This is a genomic window from Photorhabdus sp. HUG-39, from assembly GCF_963878365.1.
Taxonomy (GTDB): Bacteria; Pseudomonadota; Gammaproteobacteria; order Enterobacterales; family Enterobacteriaceae; genus Photorhabdus; species Photorhabdus kayaii.
In genome coordinates, this window is the sequence record NZ_CAWNWY010000001.1 from 258,803 (window position 1) to 279,071 (window position 20,269).

General features: G+C 40.3%; 19 protein-coding genes. 9 read left to right on the top strand and 10 right to left on the bottom strand.

All coding sequences use genetic code 11. From position 1 onward, the window contains the following. The first annotated feature begins 103 nt into the window (after nucleotides 1-103). From AAC155_RS01230 to AAC155_RS01260, 7 genes are all read left to right on the top strand, one after another. A complete protein-coding gene (locus AAC155_RS01230; protein WP_113040703.1) occupies nucleotides 104-1,441 on the top strand; it encodes a cytochrome ubiquinol oxidase subunit I in 1,338 nt (445 codons plus the stop codon). After that, nucleotides 1,431-2,438 (top strand): cytochrome d ubiquinol oxidase subunit II, encoded by a 1,008-nt coding sequence (gene cydB, locus AAC155_RS01235; RefSeq protein ID WP_113040704.1) that lies wholly within the window; start codon nucleotides 1,431-1,433, stop codon nucleotides 2,436-2,438. Before AAC155_RS01230 ends, cydB begins: the two co-directional genes overlap by 11 nt. Then, on the top strand, nucleotides 2,419-2,577 hold the full coding sequence (locus AAC155_RS01240) for a DUF2474 domain-containing protein (RefSeq protein ID WP_071824106.1): 159 nt from the start codon (nucleotides 2,419-2,421) through the stop codon (nucleotides 2,575-2,577). The genes cydB and AAC155_RS01240 overlap by 20 nt, the downstream gene beginning before the upstream one ends. Nucleotides 2,578-2,785: 208 nt before the next feature. Then, nucleotides 2,786-3,874: a histidine kinase gene (locus AAC155_RS01245; protein ID WP_229015707.1), complete on the top strand. Its 1,089-nt coding sequence runs from the start codon at nucleotides 2,786-2,788 to the stop codon at nucleotides 3,872-3,874. Nucleotides 3,875-4,012: 138 nt separating this feature from the next. Further along, nucleotides 4,013-4,846 carry a siderophore-interacting protein gene (locus tag AAC155_RS01250; RefSeq protein ID WP_113040706.1) on the top strand — a complete coding sequence of 278 codons (834 nt, stop codon included), beginning with the start codon at nucleotides 4,013-4,015 and terminating at the stop codon, nucleotides 4,844-4,846. A gap of 509 nt (nucleotides 4,847-5,355) precedes the next feature. Further along, a complete protein-coding gene (locus AAC155_RS01255) occupies nucleotides 5,356-7,275 on the top strand; it encodes a lipase family protein (protein ID WP_113040707.1) in 1,920 nt (639 codons plus the stop codon). Further along, complete coding sequence (locus AAC155_RS01260) at nucleotides 7,272-8,018, top strand: hypothetical protein (RefSeq protein ID WP_113040708.1); 747 nt, start codon at nucleotides 7,272-7,274, stop codon at nucleotides 8,016-8,018. Before AAC155_RS01255 ends, AAC155_RS01260 begins: the two co-directional genes overlap by 4 nt. 268 nt (nucleotides 8,019-8,286) lie before the next feature. Here AAC155_RS01260 and phoH read toward each other — a convergent pair whose 3' ends face one another. From phoH to AAC155_RS01310, 10 genes are all read right to left on the bottom strand, one after another. Then, nucleotides 8,287-9,078: a phosphate starvation-inducible protein PhoH gene (gene phoH, locus AAC155_RS01265; protein ID WP_113040709.1), complete on the bottom strand. Its 792-nt coding sequence runs from the start codon at nucleotides 9,076-9,078 to the stop codon at nucleotides 8,287-8,289. 482 nt (nucleotides 9,079-9,560) lie between these two features. Further along, complete coding sequence (locus tag AAC155_RS01270) at nucleotides 9,561-10,544, bottom strand: endonuclease (RefSeq protein WP_387491251.1); 984 nt, start codon at nucleotides 10,542-10,544, stop codon at nucleotides 9,561-9,563. 378 nt (nucleotides 10,545-10,922) lie between these two features. Further along, complete coding sequence (locus AAC155_RS01275) at nucleotides 10,923-12,221, bottom strand: phage tail fiber protein (RefSeq protein ID WP_113040711.1); 1,299 nt, start codon at nucleotides 12,219-12,221, stop codon at nucleotides 10,923-10,925. A gap of 287 nt (nucleotides 12,222-12,508) precedes the next feature. Continuing rightward, nucleotides 12,509-13,135 carry a tail fiber assembly protein gene (locus tag AAC155_RS01280; protein ID WP_113040712.1) on the bottom strand — a complete coding sequence of 209 codons (627 nt, stop codon included), beginning with the start codon at nucleotides 13,133-13,135 and terminating at the stop codon, nucleotides 12,509-12,511. Between the two features lie 21 nt (nucleotides 13,136-13,156). Continuing rightward, nucleotides 13,157-13,876: a phage tail protein gene (locus tag AAC155_RS01285; protein WP_113040713.1), complete on the bottom strand. Its 720-nt coding sequence runs from the start codon at nucleotides 13,874-13,876 to the stop codon at nucleotides 13,157-13,159. A 319-nt stretch (nucleotides 13,877-14,195) separates the two neighbouring features. Next, entirely contained in the window at nucleotides 14,196-14,891 is a 696-nt protein-coding gene (aqpZ, locus tag AAC155_RS01290) for an aquaporin Z (RefSeq protein ID WP_113040714.1), read from the bottom strand. A gap of 294 nt (nucleotides 14,892-15,185) precedes the next feature. Continuing rightward, complete coding sequence (locus tag AAC155_RS01295) at nucleotides 15,186-15,623, bottom strand: universal stress protein (protein WP_113040715.1); 438 nt, start codon at nucleotides 15,621-15,623, stop codon at nucleotides 15,186-15,188. Between the two features lie 242 nt (nucleotides 15,624-15,865). After that, nucleotides 15,866-16,204, bottom strand: a complete 339-nt coding sequence (locus tag AAC155_RS01300) for a hypothetical protein (RefSeq protein WP_113040716.1) — start codon at nucleotides 16,202-16,204, stop codon at nucleotides 15,866-15,868. 163 nt (nucleotides 16,205-16,367) lie between these two features. Continuing rightward, nucleotides 16,368-16,796, bottom strand: coding sequence for a universal stress protein (locus AAC155_RS01305; RefSeq protein ID WP_113040717.1), 429 nt, complete (start codon nucleotides 16,794-16,796; stop codon nucleotides 16,368-16,370). Nucleotides 16,797-17,032: 236 nt separating this feature from the next. After that, nucleotides 17,033-17,257: a DUF2594 family protein gene (locus tag AAC155_RS01310; protein WP_113040718.1), complete on the bottom strand. Its 225-nt coding sequence runs from the start codon at nucleotides 17,255-17,257 to the stop codon at nucleotides 17,033-17,035. 499 nt (nucleotides 17,258-17,756) lie between these two features. On the opposite strand from AAC155_RS01310, the gene uvrY reads away from it, so the two are divergent. Together uvrY and uvrC are read left to right on the top strand one after the other, a co-directional pair. Further along, on the top strand, nucleotides 17,757-18,422 hold the full coding sequence (uvrY, locus tag AAC155_RS01315; protein ID WP_113040788.1) for a UvrY/SirA/GacA family response regulator transcription factor: 666 nt from the start codon (nucleotides 17,757-17,759) through the stop codon (nucleotides 18,420-18,422). Continuing rightward, a complete protein-coding gene (gene uvrC / locus AAC155_RS01320; protein ID WP_113040719.1) occupies nucleotides 18,406-20,238 on the top strand; it encodes an excinuclease ABC subunit UvrC in 1,833 nt (610 codons plus the stop codon). The genes uvrY and uvrC overlap by 17 nt, the downstream gene beginning before the upstream one ends. Nucleotides 20,239-20,269: the final 31 nt, after the last annotated feature.

The following is a 20,269-nucleotide window of genomic DNA, read 5'->3' on the forward strand; positions in this document are numbered from 1 at the left end:
AGTCAATATACAAAAAACTGTCACTATTATAGTCATTTTTTTCATGCTTTACTTGTCCGCATACATTTCCTGCCTTTATTTAAATTAAAAATAAGAGGTCACTATGTTTGGTTTAAGTGCCCTGGAACTGGCCAGAATTCAGTTCGCGTTTACCGTCTCCTTTCACATTATCTTTCCGGCGATTACCATCGGGCTGGCAAGTTTTTTAGCCGTACTAGAAGGGTTATGGCTGAAAACGCGTAATGTTGATTACAAAGTGCTATATCATTTCTGGTCGAAAATTTTTGCTGTTAACTTCGGTATGGGCGTGGTTTCCGGTCTGGTTATGGCTTACCAGTTCGGCACTAACTGGAGTTTTTTCTCTGATTTTGCCGGTTCGATCACGGGTCCATTACTGACTTACGAAGTACTGACCGCATTCTTTCTTGAAGCGGGCTTTCTCGGCGTTATGTTATTTGGCTGGGATCGTGTAGGTGAAAAATTACATTTCTTCGCCACCTTTATGGTTGCGCTAGGTACTCTGATATCCACTTTTTGGATACTGGCTTCCAATAGCTGGATGCAAACCCCGCAAGGTCACGAAATTGTCAATAATCAGGTCGTCCCCGTCGACTGGCTGGCAGTGATATTTAATCCCTCCTTTCCCTATCGTCTGGCTCATATGTCTACTGCGGCCTTCCTCGCCTCAGCATTCTTTATTGCAGCTTCAGCGGCATGGCATTTATTAAAAGGCAATGACTCGGCAGCAATGAAAAAAATGCTATCCATGTCGATGTGGATGATCTTGATTATTGCGCCTTTGCAGGCATTGATTGGTGATGCTCACGGTCTCAACACCCTCAAACATCAACCCGCTAAAGTCGCGGCAATGGAAGGCCACTGGGAAAATCTTCCCGGTGAAGCAACGCCGCTGATCCTGTTTGGTATCCCGGATATGGAGCGGGAAGAGACGCGTTATGCCGTCGAAATTCCTTATCTCGCCAGTCTAATTTTAACTCACAGTATAGATAAGCAGGTTCCAGCGCTTAAGGAATTTCCACCGGAAGACAGACCCAATGCGCTTATGGTTTTCTGGTCATTTAGAGTGATGGTCGGCCTCGGTGTGTTGATGATAGTTGCCGGCTTTTGGGGGCTTTGGCTGCGCTATAAGAGACGACTTTATCAGTCAAAAAGCTTCCTGCGCTTTATATTCTTGATGGCACCTTCCGGCCTGATCGCCATTCTTGCCGGCTGGTTTACCACAGAAATAGGCCGTCAACCGTGGGTAGTTTATGGCCTGTTGCGCACCAAAGATGCCGTATCCGCACACGGTGAAATACATATGAGCATCAGTTTGTTGCTTTTTATCGCGGTTTACAGCTCGGTATTCGGTGTGGGTTACGCCTATATGATGAAACTTATCCGCAAAGGTCCCAAAAAGGAGCTAAAAAATGGGTATTGATCTGCCGTTAATCTGGTTCATTATCATTGTATTCAGCATCATGATGTACATTGTCATGGATGGTTTTGATCTTGGGATTGGGCTGCTCTATCCCACGGTTAAAAGCGATAAGGAGCGTGATTTAATGATGAACAGTGTGGCGCCGGTATGGGATGGTAACGAAACCTGGTTAGTGCTTGGCGGCGCAGGTTTATTCGGTGCTTTTCCTTTGGCTTATGCCGTTATCCTTGATGCATTAACGATCCCCCTGACATTAATGTTATTTGGTCTGATCTTCCGTGGTGTCGCCTTTGAATTTCGTTTCAAATGCGCGCCCGAGCATCGTCATATCTGGGACAAAGCTTTTATCGGCGGCTCTGTGATGGCGACGTTTGCTCAGGGCGTGGTGGTGGGCGCCTTTATTCAAGGGTTCCCGGTGGAAAACCGAACTTACACCGGCGGCTATTTTGATTGGTTCTCACCCTTCCCCCTATTTTGTGGTTTTGGCCTGATAATTGCTTACGCAGTGTTAGGCTGTGGCTGGCTAATTATGAAAACCGAAGGTCACCTACAACAAGAGATGTACCGAGTCGCCCGTCCGCTCACTTTTCTGATGCTGACAGTTATCGCCATTATCAGTTTATGGACACCATTCATTCATCCGGCAATAACTGAACGTTGGTTCAGCTTACCTAACCTGTTGTTCTTCCTTCCCGTGCCACTGTTAGTGGTCTGGTCTGGCTGGAAACTACTGCATTCCATCAAACGTAAAGCTCATTACACACCGTTTCTGGTAGCACTATTGTTAGTTTTCCTTGGCTACAGTGGGTTAGGTATCAGTATCTGGCCTAACTTGATCCCACCGACCATTAGCTACGAAACTGCGGCAGCACCGCAACAAAGTTTAGGTTTTATGCTGGTCGGCGCCCTACTTATCATTCCAGTGATCCTGGTTTACACCTATTGGAGCTACTACGTTTTTCGGGGGAAAGTTAACCATGAACAAGGCTACCACTAATCAAAACACCCCACGCCCTTCTGTATGGAAACGGATAGGCTGGATGGCAATGATCTGGTTATGCAGTGTGATGGCTCTTTTTGCTGTTTCCACGCTATTTCGTCTTCTGATGACAGCAGCAGGTATGAAATTGAAGTAATTATTAACACTATTTAACAAATTGAGCTAAAGTTTTCATCAGTATTGCAGAACGGAATCTTAACCTGATGAAAACAAGTTCAAATAACACCATCTTCAAAAACCAAAAACTGTTTGTAATCAACTCTGTTATAAATTTATTTTTACTTTTTATACTGTTGTTGATTAATAAACCGTCGATTCCAGATTTAATTTTACCGTTATTGATAATGTTGAGTATTACAAATGTCTACTTTCTGATAAAAGTGGTACATAACTCTGCTCCTGTCAAAGAATGGCAACATGCAAGATACAAAGCAGAAATTAACGCACTGAAACAAAAAAATGGCTATTTGGATTTCCTCTGTCAAAGCCATTTCAAACTACAAAATTGTAAACTGCTACCTGAAAAGCTTCAGGAGATTTTTTCTCACCTCAATCGCCTAATCCCTTTCTGTGAAGCCAAAATCATCTTTTATCCATCACAACAAGAATATTTCTTTCGCAATCCCCACCAATGTCCCTACTTTGATATGCCGCTGATTATGAGATGGAATCTAGATGATAACATTGATAGCTATGGGATACTCTGGATAAAAACACACAGAAATAGTGATCTCACTCCTGATGAAAAAAAACTGGTCCAGGATATAGTGACTTTAATGACAAATAAACTATTACGGGAAAATCAGATCCAATGCCAACACCAGAGTATGTTGGCCGCGGAGAGAGCCGCTATTTCTCGTGAACTCCACGATTCCATTGCCCAATCCCTCTCTTTCCTTAAGATTCAAGTTAATTGCCTATATATCGGCAGTGATAATTTACCCAAGCAAAGTTTAACCTCGCTGAATATGATTAAAGATGAGTTGAATATTGCTTATCGTCAGCTCAGAGAATTACTGGCAACTTTCAGGAACGAACAACCTCAATGTAATCTACAAGAATCTTTACAGACCTTGATTAATGAATTTAACCACCGTCTAGGCTTCAATATTGAATTCAATTACCGCCTGACACATCAACACATTCCTGACAGTTATAGCAAGCATTTGATACAAATCATTAGGGAATGTCTGAACAACTGTTATAAGCATGCCGATGCCAATTGGATCAGTATCCATATTTATCCTGTCGATGAAAAAATCATTACAGTTGTCAGTGACAATGGTCGAGGCATTAATTTGAATTCCGCTAATAAAAACAAATTTGGGCTGGCTATTATGCAAGACAGAGTTTCTATCCTAGGTGGGCAATTACAGATAAAAAACCGTAAACATGGTGGTACAGAAGTAGAAATTCAATTTTCAGTGGATTGAAAAAGGCAGATAAATCCCATTATTGACGGCAACGCAATTTGTTGAATGATAATAATTAGCATTTGCGTTAATTACTGTTACACTAACATTGGCTTTATCAGATAATAACCTTCGGTAAGTTTTCCAGAGGAATTTTACGTGACCAATAGAACAATTGAAGAAAAAAACATTTACCGGCCTGCACCACCTAGACTTGTTCAGGTAAAAAACATTTTCGACGTGACACCTAATATGCGCAGCATGACTTTCACCAGTGAATGTCTGGATAGTTATCCCACTGAATGTGAAGGCGGACACTTAAAGATATTCTTACCGCTTCCGGGGCAGACCAAACCGGTGTTACCGACTTTATCTCCAGAAGGCCCAATATGGCCGCCGAGTGAACTGCGCCCAATAACGCGCACTTACTCGGTTCGGGCTATTCGTACCGAACAAAAAGAGATCGATATTGAATTTGCACTACACCACCATGGCGGCCCGGCAGTGGAATTTGCTTATAGAGCCCAAATTGGTGACTGGATCGGTATCACTAACCCCGGTGGCCCAGATCCATTACTGCCAAAAGTCAGCCACTACTATATGGCCGGCGACCCAAGCTCCCTGCCTGCTATTGCGGCGCTATTGGAAACAGTAAAACCAGATGCGACCGGGCAAGTCATTATGCGTATCGAAAGTGAGCAAGATATTCAGGAATTAAAAAAACCGGCAGGAATAGCCATTCACTGGATCACTGGTGATGTTGAAATAACTGACAAAATCATATCTGAATTCAAATCCTGGTCATTACCAACAGAAGATGTCACTTTCTGGCTTGCCGGTGAAGATAAGCTGGTAAAAGAGCTTCGTCGCTATATTCGCCGAGAAAAAGGCTATGAACGCCACCAGCTATATGCCATTCCTTATTGGAGGCATGGCTTTGATGAGGAAGGTTATCATGCCTTGCGTCATGAAGTGATGGATAGCGACGATTAAGAACCTTATTTAATCCCCCCTCACTTACTGCAATCAGAAAGTGAGGGGATCAGCGATACGGATATTATCAGCAACATCACTTTAAACGAGGTTTTTAAAATCGAAGAAATGCGATTGACGATAACTCAATCCCTATTGAGTTTGTAACACTTTCTTACAAATCTATTTTTTCATAGATTTAAAAAATGAAAATTTTCTCTTGCTATTTACTGATGATTTAATAATCATAACTTGAGTTCCATCATATGGACAGTATGAAGGAAATTACAACTCCTGTTCCCTTTATTCAAAGGGATTAATTGATGGGAATACAATTCTGTCTTCCTGTCGTTCAACTCACTATTACTCACGGCATAAGCGGTGTTTCTTATCTATGGTAATAGGATTTTTACTATCTTGTTTCTTTAGTGACGCAATCAATCACGGCTATTCCTGGCGGGATACTTATTCTGATGAAAGTGATTGATAGCCGGGCGGGGAAATAACGTTAAAAGAAGGAAGTAAAACTAATGGCTATATCAGATCCACGCTTATGCTTTGATTGTAAACGGTTTCTGAAAAACTGGGTGGAATTTCAGTTAGTGGATGAACAGGGAAAGCCGCTGGTCAACATGCCTTATCGCCTGATCAGTCACGGAACCCCAGGTTATGTGCGCCAAGGGAAAACAGATGGTTTTGGTGTGCTCAGAGAAGAGGAGCTGTTGCCTCATCCGGTGACGCTATATATTAATGCTCAGCCGCTAGCCGATGAGATGGAACAGCGTCCGTTGCGGGAAAAACGGGGAGAGGAATTTTCAGTGGTGAAGCCAAAAGCAGAAGCCGAAGGCTATCAATATCGCTATGTGACTATCGGGCAGATTAGTGATGGGTTGCCGGTATTTGAGGATTGGAAAGACCCTAAAGACATTCCGCCACCCTATCATTTCCCGGACCCGGAACCAAAAGGCTATCGGGTTCATCCGTTAAATCGTCGTTATGTTCTGGAGGTGTGTCCTTTCCGGGCCTGGGTTTTACTGCTACATCATCAGAAGGAGTATTCCATTGTTAATGCCTATAACCAGTGTTTGATGAGCGTGCTGGCCTATGCCGATGGGGATGTCAATGTAGCAGGCTCTGTGAAACACTTTTTTAACCGGCAAATGGTGGATGTTTCAAAATTGCCCTATAAAGTGGAAACATTGTCAGCAACACCTGTAGTTTACGATGTGCCGTTTAGTGAACGTTATACCCGGGTGGAATTTATTGATTCACAAGCGGGGAACAACAAACAGGGTGATACCAAACTGTTTTATGCTGCCAGTCAGAAAGATGTGATTGTTAGTTGGCGAGGAACGGCTAATCTGGATAATTACCTGACTGATGCCACTTTCCAGCCATTGTCTTTAAGTTGCGATGATGACAAATCTCTGTGTAGTGGGTTTATCTACAGTGGTAAAGTGCACAAAGGGTTCTGGGATGCATTTAATTTGGTTGGAGAGTTAATAGTCCCTAGTGATAAAAAGAAAGAAGTATTCAGTGATATCTTGGATTTGGCTAAAAAAGGGAAGTTATTTATTTGTGGCCACAGTCTGGGAGGGGCGCTGGCATTATTGCATAGCGCACAACTGAAAGAACACAATCCTTGTCTTTACAGTTATGGAATGCCGAGAACATTAACTCGCAGTGCAGTAGAGGAATTGTCTTCTATTATCCACTATCGCCATGTTAATGAAGATGATGTAATCCCTTCTGTGCCATTTGAGCAGGATATGGATAATGTTTTTTTCAATTATTGGGCACCAGCGGGGTATGACTGGGCGGTTATGAAGTTGTTGTCGCCGTCACCGATTATTCAGGCAATTAAACAGGCGACAGCCAATAAAGAAATCTATTTGCATCATGGTAAAGTGGTTCATTTCTTTCAAGCCAACAGTTGCCCGGAATGGCTGATTTCCGCCCGGAATGCCTCCCTGATAGCCGGTGTTGCTGAAAAAATATTGGATAACACCACAAAACTCTACTTAATTCCTGAGTTAAATCAGGAAACAGAAAAGGATTTTTCTCTGGCCGGTGAGCGGCAAAATGCGTTGTTTAATCAGCTCAGTCAACAAGAAAAAGACAAACTGTTTGTTGAAAACAGAAGTGCTGATTTAAAAGGCGGATTCGGTTTCTCTAATCATAGCTCGTATAAATATGCGGGTTATATTGACAAGCGCCTCAGAGAGTTATGTGAACCGGATAAGATTACGGTCTATCAGGACAGTCAGCGTCAATTTAAGGCGAAAATGGACAGTTATAAGATGCTTATCCCTGACAATGTTTACTACCGAAATCTCTATTTTCTGGATATGGATAAGCAGTTAATAAAATCACTGACGGTCAGCCAGCAGGAAGAACAAGAGGAACTGGCCTTACAGCATTACTGTGATAAACAGGAACTGTCCGTATGAAAATATTGAAGATAACGCTGTCCTTATTATTTCTCTATTTTATTTACTGGGCGTTTGGTGACACCTTTTTTAACTGGCTGCTTCCCTTTTCATCTGCCGGAAAAGGGCAGTTGATTACGGTAGAAGGAGTGGCTCCGAAGCACACTGAGCCATATGTAGCAGCTATATATAAGTCAAAAGATTGCTTAAAATATCAATTTGATGCGGGTATGTCGCCTTTTAAAGTACCGACTTATCATAGCCTAGGTTTGGATGTAAAAGCTGATGCGAAAACTGGTTACTTTCAGGCAAAATTGCCTTTTAGTGGTGGAGGTTGGTGTAAATGGAAGATTGATAGAGCCTTTGTATCAGTGAGTTATACCGATGTCAGTCATTTGGTAAAAGATGCTGTTCCGTACGAGGGAACAGGATTAACTGCATTTATCAACGACGCGACTCAAACAAATATTAGCGAAATTGCAGCATTGAATACTATAGATTTCAGCCCGGTTATTTACCCTGTATTAAAAGTGGTTGATGGGCGTCCAAATAGAATTTTCTTGCAGGGCGTGGTGGATACGTATCCTTTTAGGTTGAAATTAACTCCAGGAGCGGAATGGAAAATTACCTATAAACCTAAATTAGATGAAACCAAAATGCCTAAAATTATTATCCCACCAGGTAAAGAACCTTCAAGAGTTGAATATCCTGATGGCAGAATTGATTTAAACAGAGACTCTATTGATTACTGGAAAATAAAGTAGAAGTAGTGCCATTCAGGTTATATCACCAGTTTATCTATACCCGTCATCTTTCAAGTTGCCCCTTTGTTGGCTGCACTCGCTCACCCCGGTCACATAGTTACCTATGCTCCCGGGGATTCACTCCCTTGCCGTCGCGATGCATCTTGAAATCCATAGGGTATATATCCAAAATTAAACAGTAAAGGTAAAGGATTTAAAATAGGCGGAATAATCAAGGATCACGCCGTGAGGCGCTCTTGCAAAAGCCCCCACGGCATATTTCCATCAGTTATTTACAATAAGCTAATAACGTTTTCTGGCACAGTTGAGAACGAACACAATCCTCTTGATTAAAATGGATAACACTGACGATTTCATCATCTGAAAATCTTTCCAGTGCATCACGCAATCCTGATACGACTCCAACCGGCAAATCGCATTGACTTATATCACCATTTACAATCACAGTAACATTTTCCCCAAGCCGGGTCAGAAACATTTTCATTTGATTGATCGTCACATTCTGGGCTTCATCCAAGATCACAAATGCATTTTCAAATGTTCTGCCCCGCATATAGGCAAAAGGCGCAATTTCTACTTTGCCAATTTCAGGCCGCAAGCAATATTGCAGAAACGATGCACCCATGCGTTTTAATAAAACGTCATAAACCGGTCGGAAATAGGGTGCAAATTTTTCAGCCATATCTCCGGGCAAAAAACCGAGATCTTCATCCACCTGTAATACAGGACGGGTGACGATGATCCTATCAATTTCCTTATTAATCAACGCATCCGCAGCCATTGCCGTACTGATAAACGTTTTACCGCAACCCGCCTCCCCACTGGCAATAATCAGTTTTTTATAATTTATTGCACGCATATAACGCCGTTGCGTTTCAGTCCGTGGCAAAATTTCCGAAGTATCCCGCTTATCACGTGCCATACCAATGACTTCTACGCCACCGAGTTGTACCAGAGAAGTCACATTATCATCCTGATAACATTGATGATGACGCAAATCCCTTTTCATCATCCGTTTTGCTTCTCGACGTGATTTAATCACTGCTTTCTGTCTACTCATAGCAGTATCACCTTATCGTTGTTTTCACCCATCCGGTGTCATATCACCGATACAATAACTACGTTATTTAATGACGCTGAGCTTCCCACAGGTTCGCATATTATCGGAATATCAATCATTAATGTTACTCACCATTATTTCTATTTAGTGAAAAATAACGAATCATTATGACAGTATAATGACAATCTCTCCGTTATGACAAACACGCCAGGGACGCTCAATTAAAAATAATCGACAGTATCGTTTATTTAGTTTTGCGAGAAATTTAATTCATTGAATAATATGACTTAAATATAAGCTAATGACTTAACACCACTAATTACTTAACATCATAGTAGCCATTATTGATTTGACTACTATGGTATTGATACATTCCGTTACCATCCGGCAAAGAAGTCACTATCTGCAAGCACTTTTCTTCAACGGATGGCAATAATATTATTATTGATGACAACAGAGCAAATAGTTAATTATCTGTTTTATTAAGTACCCTTACAGTTTCCAGCCAATCGAAAACCCGCATTTTTTGCTTCAGTTTCTGTTTTAAAATAGACCGCGTTCTTCTCCTGAATCATCTTATAACCTGAACAATGAGAAAAATGATAGATTTTGCTATTGTTATTCCCTTTAATTAATCCTGTAGAGGATGCATCAGATAACACCCGTTGTCTCTGGGTATCTGTTTGACTATTTCTCTGCCCTTTTCTCTGCTCGCTTTTTGGAATGCCAGCGGCGGAGTTTTTATGCCACAATTGCCATTTCTGTTCACCGGTAACAAAAGGGTTATGATGCCCCATAATACCGGCAATTCGATTATCTCTCTCCTGCTCCCATTTACTCGGTGGATATTGACGATCCCAAGCGATAAATAATTGCTGTTGTTGGCGGGACATGGAAAGATTGTAACGATCGTGCATATAAAAATTGATCCGAGCGACCTGCCCTTTTACTTCATCTCTCGGTTCGAACGTTCGAGATTTAAAATCGACTTTACTGGTACAACGACCATAACTATTCGGCATATTTTTCGGTAACATTCCATAACTGAAATTACTACGATCGCCATTAACCTCACCAATTGATGGGGCCAAATTATGCATATCAGATTCCATTGCCCTGAAAACAGGATCGGAAGAGACACAATTCTTCCTCCCACCATTTCGCCAACATTGCCGCTGATGACCAAAAACCCAGGCAGGAACAATATGTTCCCATTCAATTCGTTCAGCACGATTCTGTTGTGACCTGACTTGATAACCACACGAAGAAAGGATTGTGCGTCCACCGCTCTTACCTGTCCATTGCCAATGACAACCACAATAAAGTGTCCCGGTCTCTGACTTAAATTGATCATGATAAATGCGTTTACGCAATTCAACTTTAGCTTGTTCAAAGGCAACCGGTGCGGCAAAAGAAGATAAAGGAGCAATTAAACTGAAACACCCAATGTGAATTGCCCAAAAAATAACTTTACGTTTCAATGATAACCCCTACTTATATAAAAATATCATTCTGATTTTAACCTTTTATATTGCCTCATAATCGACCTATAAGACAAACATTGTTTCTTTGCATTTCTTCTTAGCAGCTCTTTTAAAAAGAAAGACTATTCAATAGACAGGTTGGGATATCACAAGATAGTGGTTATCCTATTATAGCGGAATGATTAATTGGGTATTATGAAATCAACATATGAACTATATGCTTTAAAAACGAGCGGTTATATCACTCACCATTAATATGAAAAAATAGAGAATGATGCTCAATGTCAACATCCTAATATTGAAGCGCCAAAAAGCCTAAATAAGATACAGGGCCGATATACGGCCCCGTCTTACTACAATCTACAATTTATGACCAAAAGCGCTGCTACTCGCCATTTCTTTCTGTAACTTCTTTCGATTCAAGTTCCAGAGTGAATCTTCTGGCATTTGGACCCTAATATCTAAACGGCAAGAATCGGGAATATCACAGGGTTCCCCATCTTGATAGAATATCTTGTTGCCATTGTCATCAATAGATTTGAGCCGCCAATTTTGAAATCTCTCCGGTAAATGTGCGTGTTGGCGATGGAAAGTCTCAATAATAATAGAGCCGTCAGGTTGAACGTGATCATCAACAAAAATCAGTTCAAGATTATTGTTGTCGCGGGGAACGGAAATACCCCCATTAACACCCCAACCACCATCAGCGTTATAGCCCAGGATATTTGATATACGATATATACCGGTCCCCTGTTTTATCACTTCTGCACCTTCGGATTCGTCATTAGTCGAGAATGTGCCATCAGGGTAAATTTCTATTATCGGAGAGGCTTTCTTGAGGTATCCGTTGGTGTCTGGTTTAGCGTTCTTATCGTCCCAAAACTTACGGGTAGCTTGTCTGTTGCTATCGCTATTTATGCTATCTGTACGATATGTATTGCCTTCATGCTCGAAAACCAGCCTATGGCTCCATACACCATACACGCCTTCACTTGATAAGCCATTTACATTACTAAATCTTAACTGAACGCCATACCCACCAAGTGGCAATCCATATTTAGTGACGAATGGCGCGTTGGGTCCATATCCGGCACAACCATCGTATAAATTTTCCAATCCATCCAAACGAGCAAAACCCATTGAAAGCATTGCATTATTAGTTGATACCGCACCCACATCCGCCGCAGTCAGATTGATATCCCCAGTCAACGCCTTACCGTTTATTTTCCGGCTATCAGGTACTCTAGTATTAATATTTCCAAGTAATGAATTAACTATTTCCTTAATCAACTGTTGCGTCACTGCCAATGTATCACTATCACCCATCACATCGGTAAGTTGCACAATACCTTTTTGTGTTAATGAAGCATTGGGAATTCCTGTTATCGCTTTCTGTTCTAAAGCTTTATTTAACTGTGCAGTGAGTTTAGTGACATTACCATCATCTAAAACATCCTCACCAGTTTGTGTCGCAATAAAATCAGCTACAACCGATGTTATTGTTGATGTTTGACGAAATATCTTATTTAATATGTAATTATCAATATACTGCCTGTCTGGAAACCCACGCGGCAAATTCGGATCTGTTTCATAGTTTTGTTGACTGGGCACATTAGCGTTACTATCAATAGCAAAAGCTTTAAAATCATTTTTACTCATATACCTTCCCCAAATTAAATAATGTTCATTTACAGTCAATAAATCGAATTATTAAAAATAATTCTCCATAATTCACATCAGTTATAGTCTAATTATAAAAAATAATAAAAATATCCTTACTGACCGCCCTCCACTTTTAGCAAAAATACATTTAAAATCGATAACCAAATAAATTTCACAGACCAGAGTTCATTTTTATATGGACTTTCATACAAATTTTCCAATCAAAGCACTGATTAAAAACCAGTGCTTCGTTAATATTTAAGAATTATAAAACTTTAATGGTATTATTCTTGCGGCTTTTCAGGCCAATTAATATCTGGTGCCGATGAAACATCAACCCGACGCAGTAATACCAAATACTTTTTCCAATCTAGCAATAAAGTTTTTTCCGCTTCTGAGGCCATTTCAGTTTCAACCGCATATTGCAATACCGTGATGGCTTCATCAGCTTGCCGACGAAAAATAGCACGCTGTTGTTCTGCCTGTTCAATTTGACTGATTTTTTGAGCTTCAAAGTCCGTTACCCATTTTTCACCATCCCATTGATCAAAATCGGTGGACGGTTGTTCAAATGTTAATGTTTCTGGTAATTCACCCAGCGCAGCCACTTCTTCCTGTGCACCCACTTGCGTGTTGTAAGCTATTTTTCCACGGTGGTCAGGAACAATTTCCCAATAACTCCCGTCCTCACTGCGACGCACAGCCATATCATCAGAATCTGGCAAATCTGGCGCGTCTAAATAAGAATGCGCTGACAAACCGACGCCTTCCGCAACATATTCGAAATCACTACCAGAGAATTCTCTCGAATAGGGATTGGCATGATAAACTTTTATCCAGCCAGCTTGAGTCGCTAATCCATCTTCACCTAATACAGCGGTTTCTGAATTTAAGATATTTTCTTGTGTCATTATTATTCTGCCTTTACGATATTATTCTGCTTTTACGATATAGTTAAATGCGATATTGCGGGGGCGGGTTTCATGACCGCTTGTATTGTTAGCAATTGATGTAACAGTGGCACTATCAAGTACATCACGCCCCAGAGGGAACTGGTATCTATCTACAGGACCTTGATAACTAGAAAGAAATTGCCCATCAGGGAGTCCTTTCGTAAGTTGTATTCTTTTTGTGTTGTCAGTCTGTGCGCTTAAAATAACACGGCCACCATCAACACCACGACCATCATCCCAACCACGAATAAACTCGCCTCTTAAATCAGGTAATCTACCGTCAGGATAAGCTTCTGCTAACTTCGAATACTGTGATCTACTAAAAGCGGAACCATTACAAGTAAAATAACCGGAAGGTGGATGGGGTAACGGCCACGGAATAGGAGAACCAACAGGGATACCGGAAATATTTGAAGCTTTTTGCTCTAAAGCTTTATCTAAAGCGCTATTAAATAGCACGGTCAGTTTAGCTATATCACCATCATCCAGTATATCTTCACCAGATTGTGTCGCAATAAAATTAGCCACAACAGACGATATTGTTGAGGATTGGCGTAATACCTTATTTAATACATGAGTAGAAACATTCTCAGGTGGAAACCCCGTCTTTAAATTCTGGCTTTCTTCATATTTTTCTTGACTCACTACATTAGCATTCTCACTAATAGAAAAGGCTTTAAAATCATTTCTTTGGCTCATATACTCCTCTTAAATTCAATAATATCATTCAGTAATAAATATATTAAATAGTCGTACAGATAGCCTATCTCAATTGGCGATGATTATAGTCTAGTTCAGGAAAGGAATAATGAAATTTATTTTATAACTTATAGGGTTAATTATTTTTGTATAATTGGCAGTAATAATCATCCAACACATTGCAATAAATCTTCATGATAATATTTCCTACCTTTATTAAAACAAATGAAAAAATAATAGTGACAAAAAGTTCTTTCATTGAAAAGTAAAAAGACCACACTACAGCGTGGCCTTAAGCAAGGTAACTCACCAGTAAAAATCATTGTTTTTCAGCAAATAATAACCTGTAAATTCCCCCTCCAACAATCCCACCAATAATTGGCATCACCCAGAAAAACCATAACTGCTCTAAAGCCCAGGTATTCTGGAATATCGCAACAGCCGTGCTTCGTGCCGGATTGACTGACGTGTTAGTAATAGGAATGCTAATCAAATTAATTGAAACCAGCGCCAAACCTATTGCTAATGGCGCAAAGCCCGGAGGTGCTCGTCTATCTGTCGCACCAATAATAACAATTAAGAAAATAGCCGTTAAAACAATTTCAGCCACAATAGCCGATTGAAGCGAGAATCCACCTGGTGAATGTTCACCAAAACCATTTGCTGCAAAACCACTCGTGGTCGCATCAAAACCCGCCTGCCCACTGGCAATAACATATAATACCGCGCCAGCAAGAATACCACCTATAACTTGAGAAATAATATAAGGAATAACCTCCACTGCCCTGAAACGACCACCAGCCCAAAGACCAATTGTTACAGCGGGATTAAAATGCCCGCCAGAAATATGCCCAACAGCATATATCATCGTCAATACTGTTAAGCCAAATGCCAAAGATACACCGACAAAACCAATCCCTAATTCAGGAAATGCCGCAGCGAATACAACACTACCACATCCCCCAAAAACCAGAACAAAAGTTCCAAGTAATTCAGCCGCCAATTTTCTTAACATGTTTTGTCCTCATCCAGTTATCAAAACGAGTCACCTTGCTGAAATTAACTATAGCCAATAAATTAAAATCATGCTTATTTTTACTATAACCGCATAAGTTGCTGATTCTTGTGGCATCTTTGCCTGATATTCACTTTAATCAGGGATTTTATGCAACATCTATCCTGTGCAGATCAACTTTTTGGTAAAAAATGGATAGCTTAAAATCAATTATCACCAAAATAAGTTCAATATTCTGTTGTGACTGCTCCCCGCCGTCGCGATGCATCTTGAAATCCATAGGGTATAAGTCATTCATCTGACTACCAAAACTGAAATATTTGCATATCCAACAATCCCTGAAGCGTTTGAACCCAATAAATGGGTGGAAATATTAGGCCGCCGGGAACCAATAACAATTAAATCTGCTTTAATCTCATCTGCTGTCGATAATACTTTATCCCTCGGTGACCCAAAGGCTACGGAGAAAGAGACTCGCTCTTTTGGCAAGTCTATTTTCTCAGCCACTTTTGCCAATTCCTCTTCTGATCTTGCAATAGATTTCTTGGCAAAAGAGTTGAGCAAGTCATAATGGTCACTATAACTAATTGAAAATCTTGATATGTCAGGAACGGCATGGAAAAGATGTATATTAGCATCAGATAACTTCGCTAAATACTCTGCATGTGCAATCGCTTTATCGGTCAACTCATCTTCTGAAATATCCACTGGCACTAAAATCGTTTTGTACATACGTACTCCTATATTTATATACCAAACCTAACTACTTCATAGGGTATATACCCGTCATCTTTCAAGTTGCCTCTTTGTTGGCTGCACTCGCTCACCCCGGTCACATCGTTATCTATGCTCCCGGGGATTCACTCCCTTGCCGCCGCGATGCATCTTGAAATCCATAGGGTATAAACTATTACATTATTTGTTGTGAGTTGTTTAACTAAATCAAATAAATTACCGTATAGCTCTATTTTCAATCACTCAGAATTAAGATGCCACTTATGTAATATTCGATGAATGAAAGGTGTGACAACAAGCCCCAAAGTAATAAAGAACACACTTTCCAAAAATACCCCATATATGGCAATAAAATATTTACCGGGTAAACTAATAGGGACGGGATCTAAACCCTGCGATCCCAGCATAGATAAAGCATTAAGCAAAGATTCAGAAAATGTATGCCCCTCTATCAGGTAAAACCCCAGGACACCCGGAATTATTCCAATAAAGAAAAACGTTGCAGCAATAAGGTAAAAACGCACCACCCGCCATAAAAAATGGTCCAAACGAATCAGTTTATCAGTAAATTTTTCCACAATTATTGCATCCTCAACAATTCTACGAAATCTTATGCAATCTCAATGAAAATGAAATCAGAGCAAATTTAATAAAAATAGTGCAACACAGCGTTAGCTAAGACATATATAGCAAGCCATCCGAAGATGGCTAATCAATCTCTCTCATTACGTTTTAACCACCTTACCTGATAACCAAAACAGATGTTGTCGAATATTTGACAACACCTGATGCATTAGATCCTAATAAGTGCGTTGTAATATTGGGCCTTCTAGAGCCAATAACGATAAGATCAGCATTAATTTCTGTCGCTGCTGCTGTTATTTCATCTCTTGGCGACCCAAATGCAATGGAATAGGATAACCTGTCAGCAGGAAAATCGATGGTATCAAGCAGCGTTTTCAAATCATCTTCGGCTTTAATTGTCGCTTTATCCTTAATTTCATCATATCCCAACGAATATGCGTTAACAATCGCGGATGAAATTGGCAGTACATGAAGAATATGGAGCTTCGCACCTGTTTCTTTTGCTAAAGACAGTGCATGCTTAACCGCTTTACTCGTTAGTTCATCTTCTGAAATATCTACCGGTACTAAAATAGTTTTGTACATACGCACGCTCCTATATTTACATACCAAACCAGACTACTACATTTAGTATACGCTATATCCTGTTAATTACTATGAGCTATTTTCCTCTTCCCACACCTTTATCTATAACCAGACAATTAATATCATTTTTAATTTATTTACCTTACACCTTTAGTTTCATATAGTTATGATCATTAAATAGGTAGCAAAAGTGGGATATGTACAGGGGCAATAACATTAACCCCTGAGACCCTACCTCACTGCCGATATAACACTTTTATTTGCTGAACGGTATTTTCAAATATCTTAGCCTGTTTTTCATCGCCCATTTCTGCAATAACATGTTCCAAATTCAGTACAACTTTCCCTGCATGAGCTTGCCCCATAGTTTTAAGCATAGAAGCCAACAGAACTTTCAAACATGTCACCTCTGTTGCCAAGGTTTCAGTATCAGATGAAGGAATTAAATCGATTTTATTCATAGTCGTTACCTGTTTACGTATTAATTACGTTATGAAAATAATAATTATACCACATAATTCACCCCCTATTTTTATACATTTTCCAAATAGATCTACGCCAAAAAACGTTAAATTATTGTTAAAGCCATTTGTTTTATAAATATTTATTTAGTTATTAATTTTATCATAATCAGAATATATAGGACATTCTGATTTCAAATAAATAACACTTGTTATCATATAAAATAATTCTCTTTTGTCTTTGGAGGAGATAAGTATAATATTCACATTTCTGATGAACTTTTAGGATAATCTATCTATTTTATTGTTTTATATAATCTTTACTATACCTTATGGATTTCAAGATGCATCGCGACGGTAAGGGAGCCAATCGCCGGAAGCATAACGAACGATGTGGCCAGGGTAAGTGAGTACAGCCAACAAAGAGGCAATTTGAAAGATAACGGGTATATCAATGAAGCTCATGTATGAGCATATAGAGCCAGTTGGAGACACTTTTTTGATAAATATTTTGTTAGTCGATGATCATGAGCTGATCAGAGTTGGTGTAAAACGTATTCTTGATGACGTAAAAGGAATAACCGTAGTAGGAGAAGCTAATTGTGGTGAAGATGCGATAAAATGGTGCCGAGCTAATAAAGTAGATATCGTGTTAATGGATATGAACATGCCAGGCATTGGTGGCCTGGAGGCGACAAAAAGAATCCTACGTTATTGTCCCGATGTCCGTGTCATCATGTTGACTGTCTATACTGAAAACCCTTTACCAATGAAGGTGATGCAGGCTGGCGCCAGAGGATATCTCAGTAAAGCCTCGACCTCTCAAGACATGGTTAATGCAATTCGTGCAGTTAATGCCGGCCAGCGCTATATTGCTCCCGATATTGCTCAACAGATGGCCCTTAGCCAAATTAGCCCACAGCAAGACAATCCATTAAGTTGTCTGTCTGATCGTGAATTACAGATTATGCTGATGATCACGAAAGGACAAAAGGTGAACGATATCTCTGAACAACTTAATCTCAGCCCAAAAACCGTTAATAGCTATCGCTACCGAATGTTTAGTAAACTAAATATCAGCGGTGATGTAGAATTAACACATATAGCAATACGTTATGGGCTATTCGACACAGAGAGTCTATTAAATAGTGACGGAACAATTTGATTCAAAAACATTTTTAAAAACAGTAACCAGTCAGCCTGGCGTTTATCGTATGTATGACACCTCAGGCACGGTTATTTATGTCGGTAAAGCCAAGGATTTAAAAAAACGGCTTGCCAGCTACTTTCGCACACAGATCGCCAGTCGTAAAACCGAATCTCTGGTTAAAAATATTGTTCAAATAGATGTTACAGTTACGCATACCGAAACTGAAGCACTGCTGCTGGAGCATAATTACATTAAGCTCTATCAACCCCGATATAACGTTTTACTGCGAGATGACAAATCCTACCCTTACATTTTTCTCAGCGCAGATAAACACCCACGACTGACAATGCATCGGGGAGCTAAACATTTCAAAGGTGAATATTTCGGCCCATTTCCAAACGCTCATGCGGTACGAGAATCATTAATCTTACTGCAAAAACTTTTTCCTATCCGACAATGTGAAGATAGCGTCTACCGCAATCGCTCGCGGCCATGCCTGCAATATCAAATTGGCCGCTGCCTTGGGCCTTGCGTTAAAGGGCTGGTAAGTGAAGAAGAATATCAGCAGCAAGTTGATTATATTCGTCTGTTCCTTTCAGGCAAAGATCAGCAAGTTTTAACCAGATTAATTGACCGAATGGAACAAGCCAGCCAGCAACTGAAATTTGAAGATGCAGCAAAATACCGTGATCAAATCCAGGCCGTTCGTCAGGTTACTGAAAGACAATTTGTTTCAGGAACAGGCGATGACCTCGATGTTATCAGTGTTGCCTTTGAAGCGGGCATGGCTTGCCTGCATGTACTGTTTATACGTCAGGGCAAAGTACTGGGTAGCCGAAGTTACTATCCTAAAGTCCCGACTGGGACAAAGCTTGATGAGATTGTACAAACATTCCTTGGTCAATTTTATTTACAGGGCAGCCAAAATCGGACTTTGCCCTCAGAAATTTTGCTGGATTTTACTCTGCCAGAGAAAGACATTTTGTCTGATTCTTTATCTGAAATATCCGGGCGAAAAATTCATATTCAAACCCGGCCCCGCGGAAATAAAGCCCGTTATCTGAAACTTGCCCGCACAAATGTAACAATCGCCCTAGCAACCCGCTTATCACAACAATCAACTATTCACCAAAGATTAGACGCTCTCACCAAATTAGTTAAATTAGCAAAAATTCAGAGAATGGAATGTTTTGACATTAGTCACACTATGGGGGAACAAACTGTTGCATCCTGTGTCGTCTTTGATAGCAATGGTCCACTACGTTCTGAATACCGGCGCTATAATATCAGTGGTATTACTCCCGGTGATGATTACGCTGCCATGAATCAAGTATTACGCCGTCGATACGGAAAAGCATTAGATGAGTCAAAAATTCCCGACATTATTTTCATCGATGGCGGTAAAGGGCAATTAGCTCAGGCAATAGATGTCTTTCAGTCTCTTGATGTTGAATGGGATAAAATGCGACCTCAATTAATAGGCATTGCCAAAGGCAGTGATCGCAAAGCCGGGCTTGAAACACTATTTTTCGCGACGGAGGATAAAGGTATCGCATTACCGCCGGACTCTCCTGCCCTGCATGTGATTCAGCATATTCGTGACGAATCACATAATCATGCAATAACCGGGCACCGTCAACGTAGATCTAAAGTTAGAAACACCAGTACGCTGGAATCTATTGAAGGCGTTGGGCCAAAACGCCGACAAATGTTACTGAAATACATGGGAGGTTTGCAGCCTTTACGTAATGCAAGTGTCGAAGAGATCGCAAAAGTACCGACTATTTCCTATGCATTAGCAGAAAAAATTTATAATGCATTGAAACACTAAGTACATTGATGCACCATACTTATAAATTCCA

Excerpts from the sequence above, each read along its gene's own strand:
- AAC155_RS01230 (WP_113040703.1), top strand. The coding sequence starts at position 104 with ATGTTTGGTTTAAGTGCCCTGGAACTGGCCAGAATTCAGTTCGCGTTT.
- cydB (WP_113040704.1), top strand. The coding sequence starts at position 1,431 with ATGGGTATTGATCTGCCGTTAATCTGGTTCATTATCATTGTATTCAGC.
- AAC155_RS01240 (WP_071824106.1), top strand. The coding sequence starts at position 2,419 with ATGAACAAGGCTACCACTAATCAAAACACCCCACGCCCTTCTGTATGG.
- AAC155_RS01245 (WP_229015707.1), top strand. The coding sequence starts at position 2,786 with ATGTTGAGTATTACAAATGTCTACTTTCTGATAAAAGTGGTACATAAC.
- AAC155_RS01255 (WP_113040707.1), top strand. The coding sequence starts at position 5,356 with ATGGCTATATCAGATCCACGCTTATGCTTTGATTGTAAACGGTTTCTG.
- AAC155_RS01260 (WP_113040708.1), top strand. The coding sequence starts at position 7,272 with ATGAAAATATTGAAGATAACGCTGTCCTTATTATTTCTCTATTTTATT.
- phoH (WP_113040709.1), bottom strand. The coding sequence starts at position 9,078 with ATGAGTAGACAGAAAGCAGTGATTAAATCACGTCGAGAAGCAAAACGG.
- AAC155_RS01275 (WP_113040711.1), bottom strand. The coding sequence starts at position 12,221 with ATGAGTAAAAATGATTTTAAAGCTTTTGCTATTGATAGTAACGCTAAT.
- AAC155_RS01280 (WP_113040712.1), bottom strand. The coding sequence starts at position 13,135 with ATGACACAAGAAAATATCTTAAATTCAGAAACCGCTGTATTAGGTGAA.
- AAC155_RS01285 (WP_113040713.1), bottom strand. The coding sequence starts at position 13,876 with ATGAGCCAAAGAAATGATTTTAAAGCCTTTTCTATTAGTGAGAATGCT.
- aqpZ (WP_113040714.1), bottom strand. The coding sequence starts at position 14,891 with ATGTTAAGAAAATTGGCGGCTGAATTACTTGGAACTTTTGTTCTGGTT.
- AAC155_RS01295 (WP_113040715.1), bottom strand. The coding sequence starts at position 15,623 with ATGTACAAAACGATTTTAGTGCCAGTGGATATTTCAGAAGATGAGTTG.
- AAC155_RS01305 (WP_113040717.1), bottom strand. The coding sequence starts at position 16,796 with ATGTACAAAACTATTTTAGTACCGGTAGATATTTCAGAAGATGAACTA.
- AAC155_RS01310 (WP_113040718.1), bottom strand. The coding sequence starts at position 17,257 with ATGAATAAAATCGATTTAATTCCTTCATCTGATACTGAAACCTTGGCA.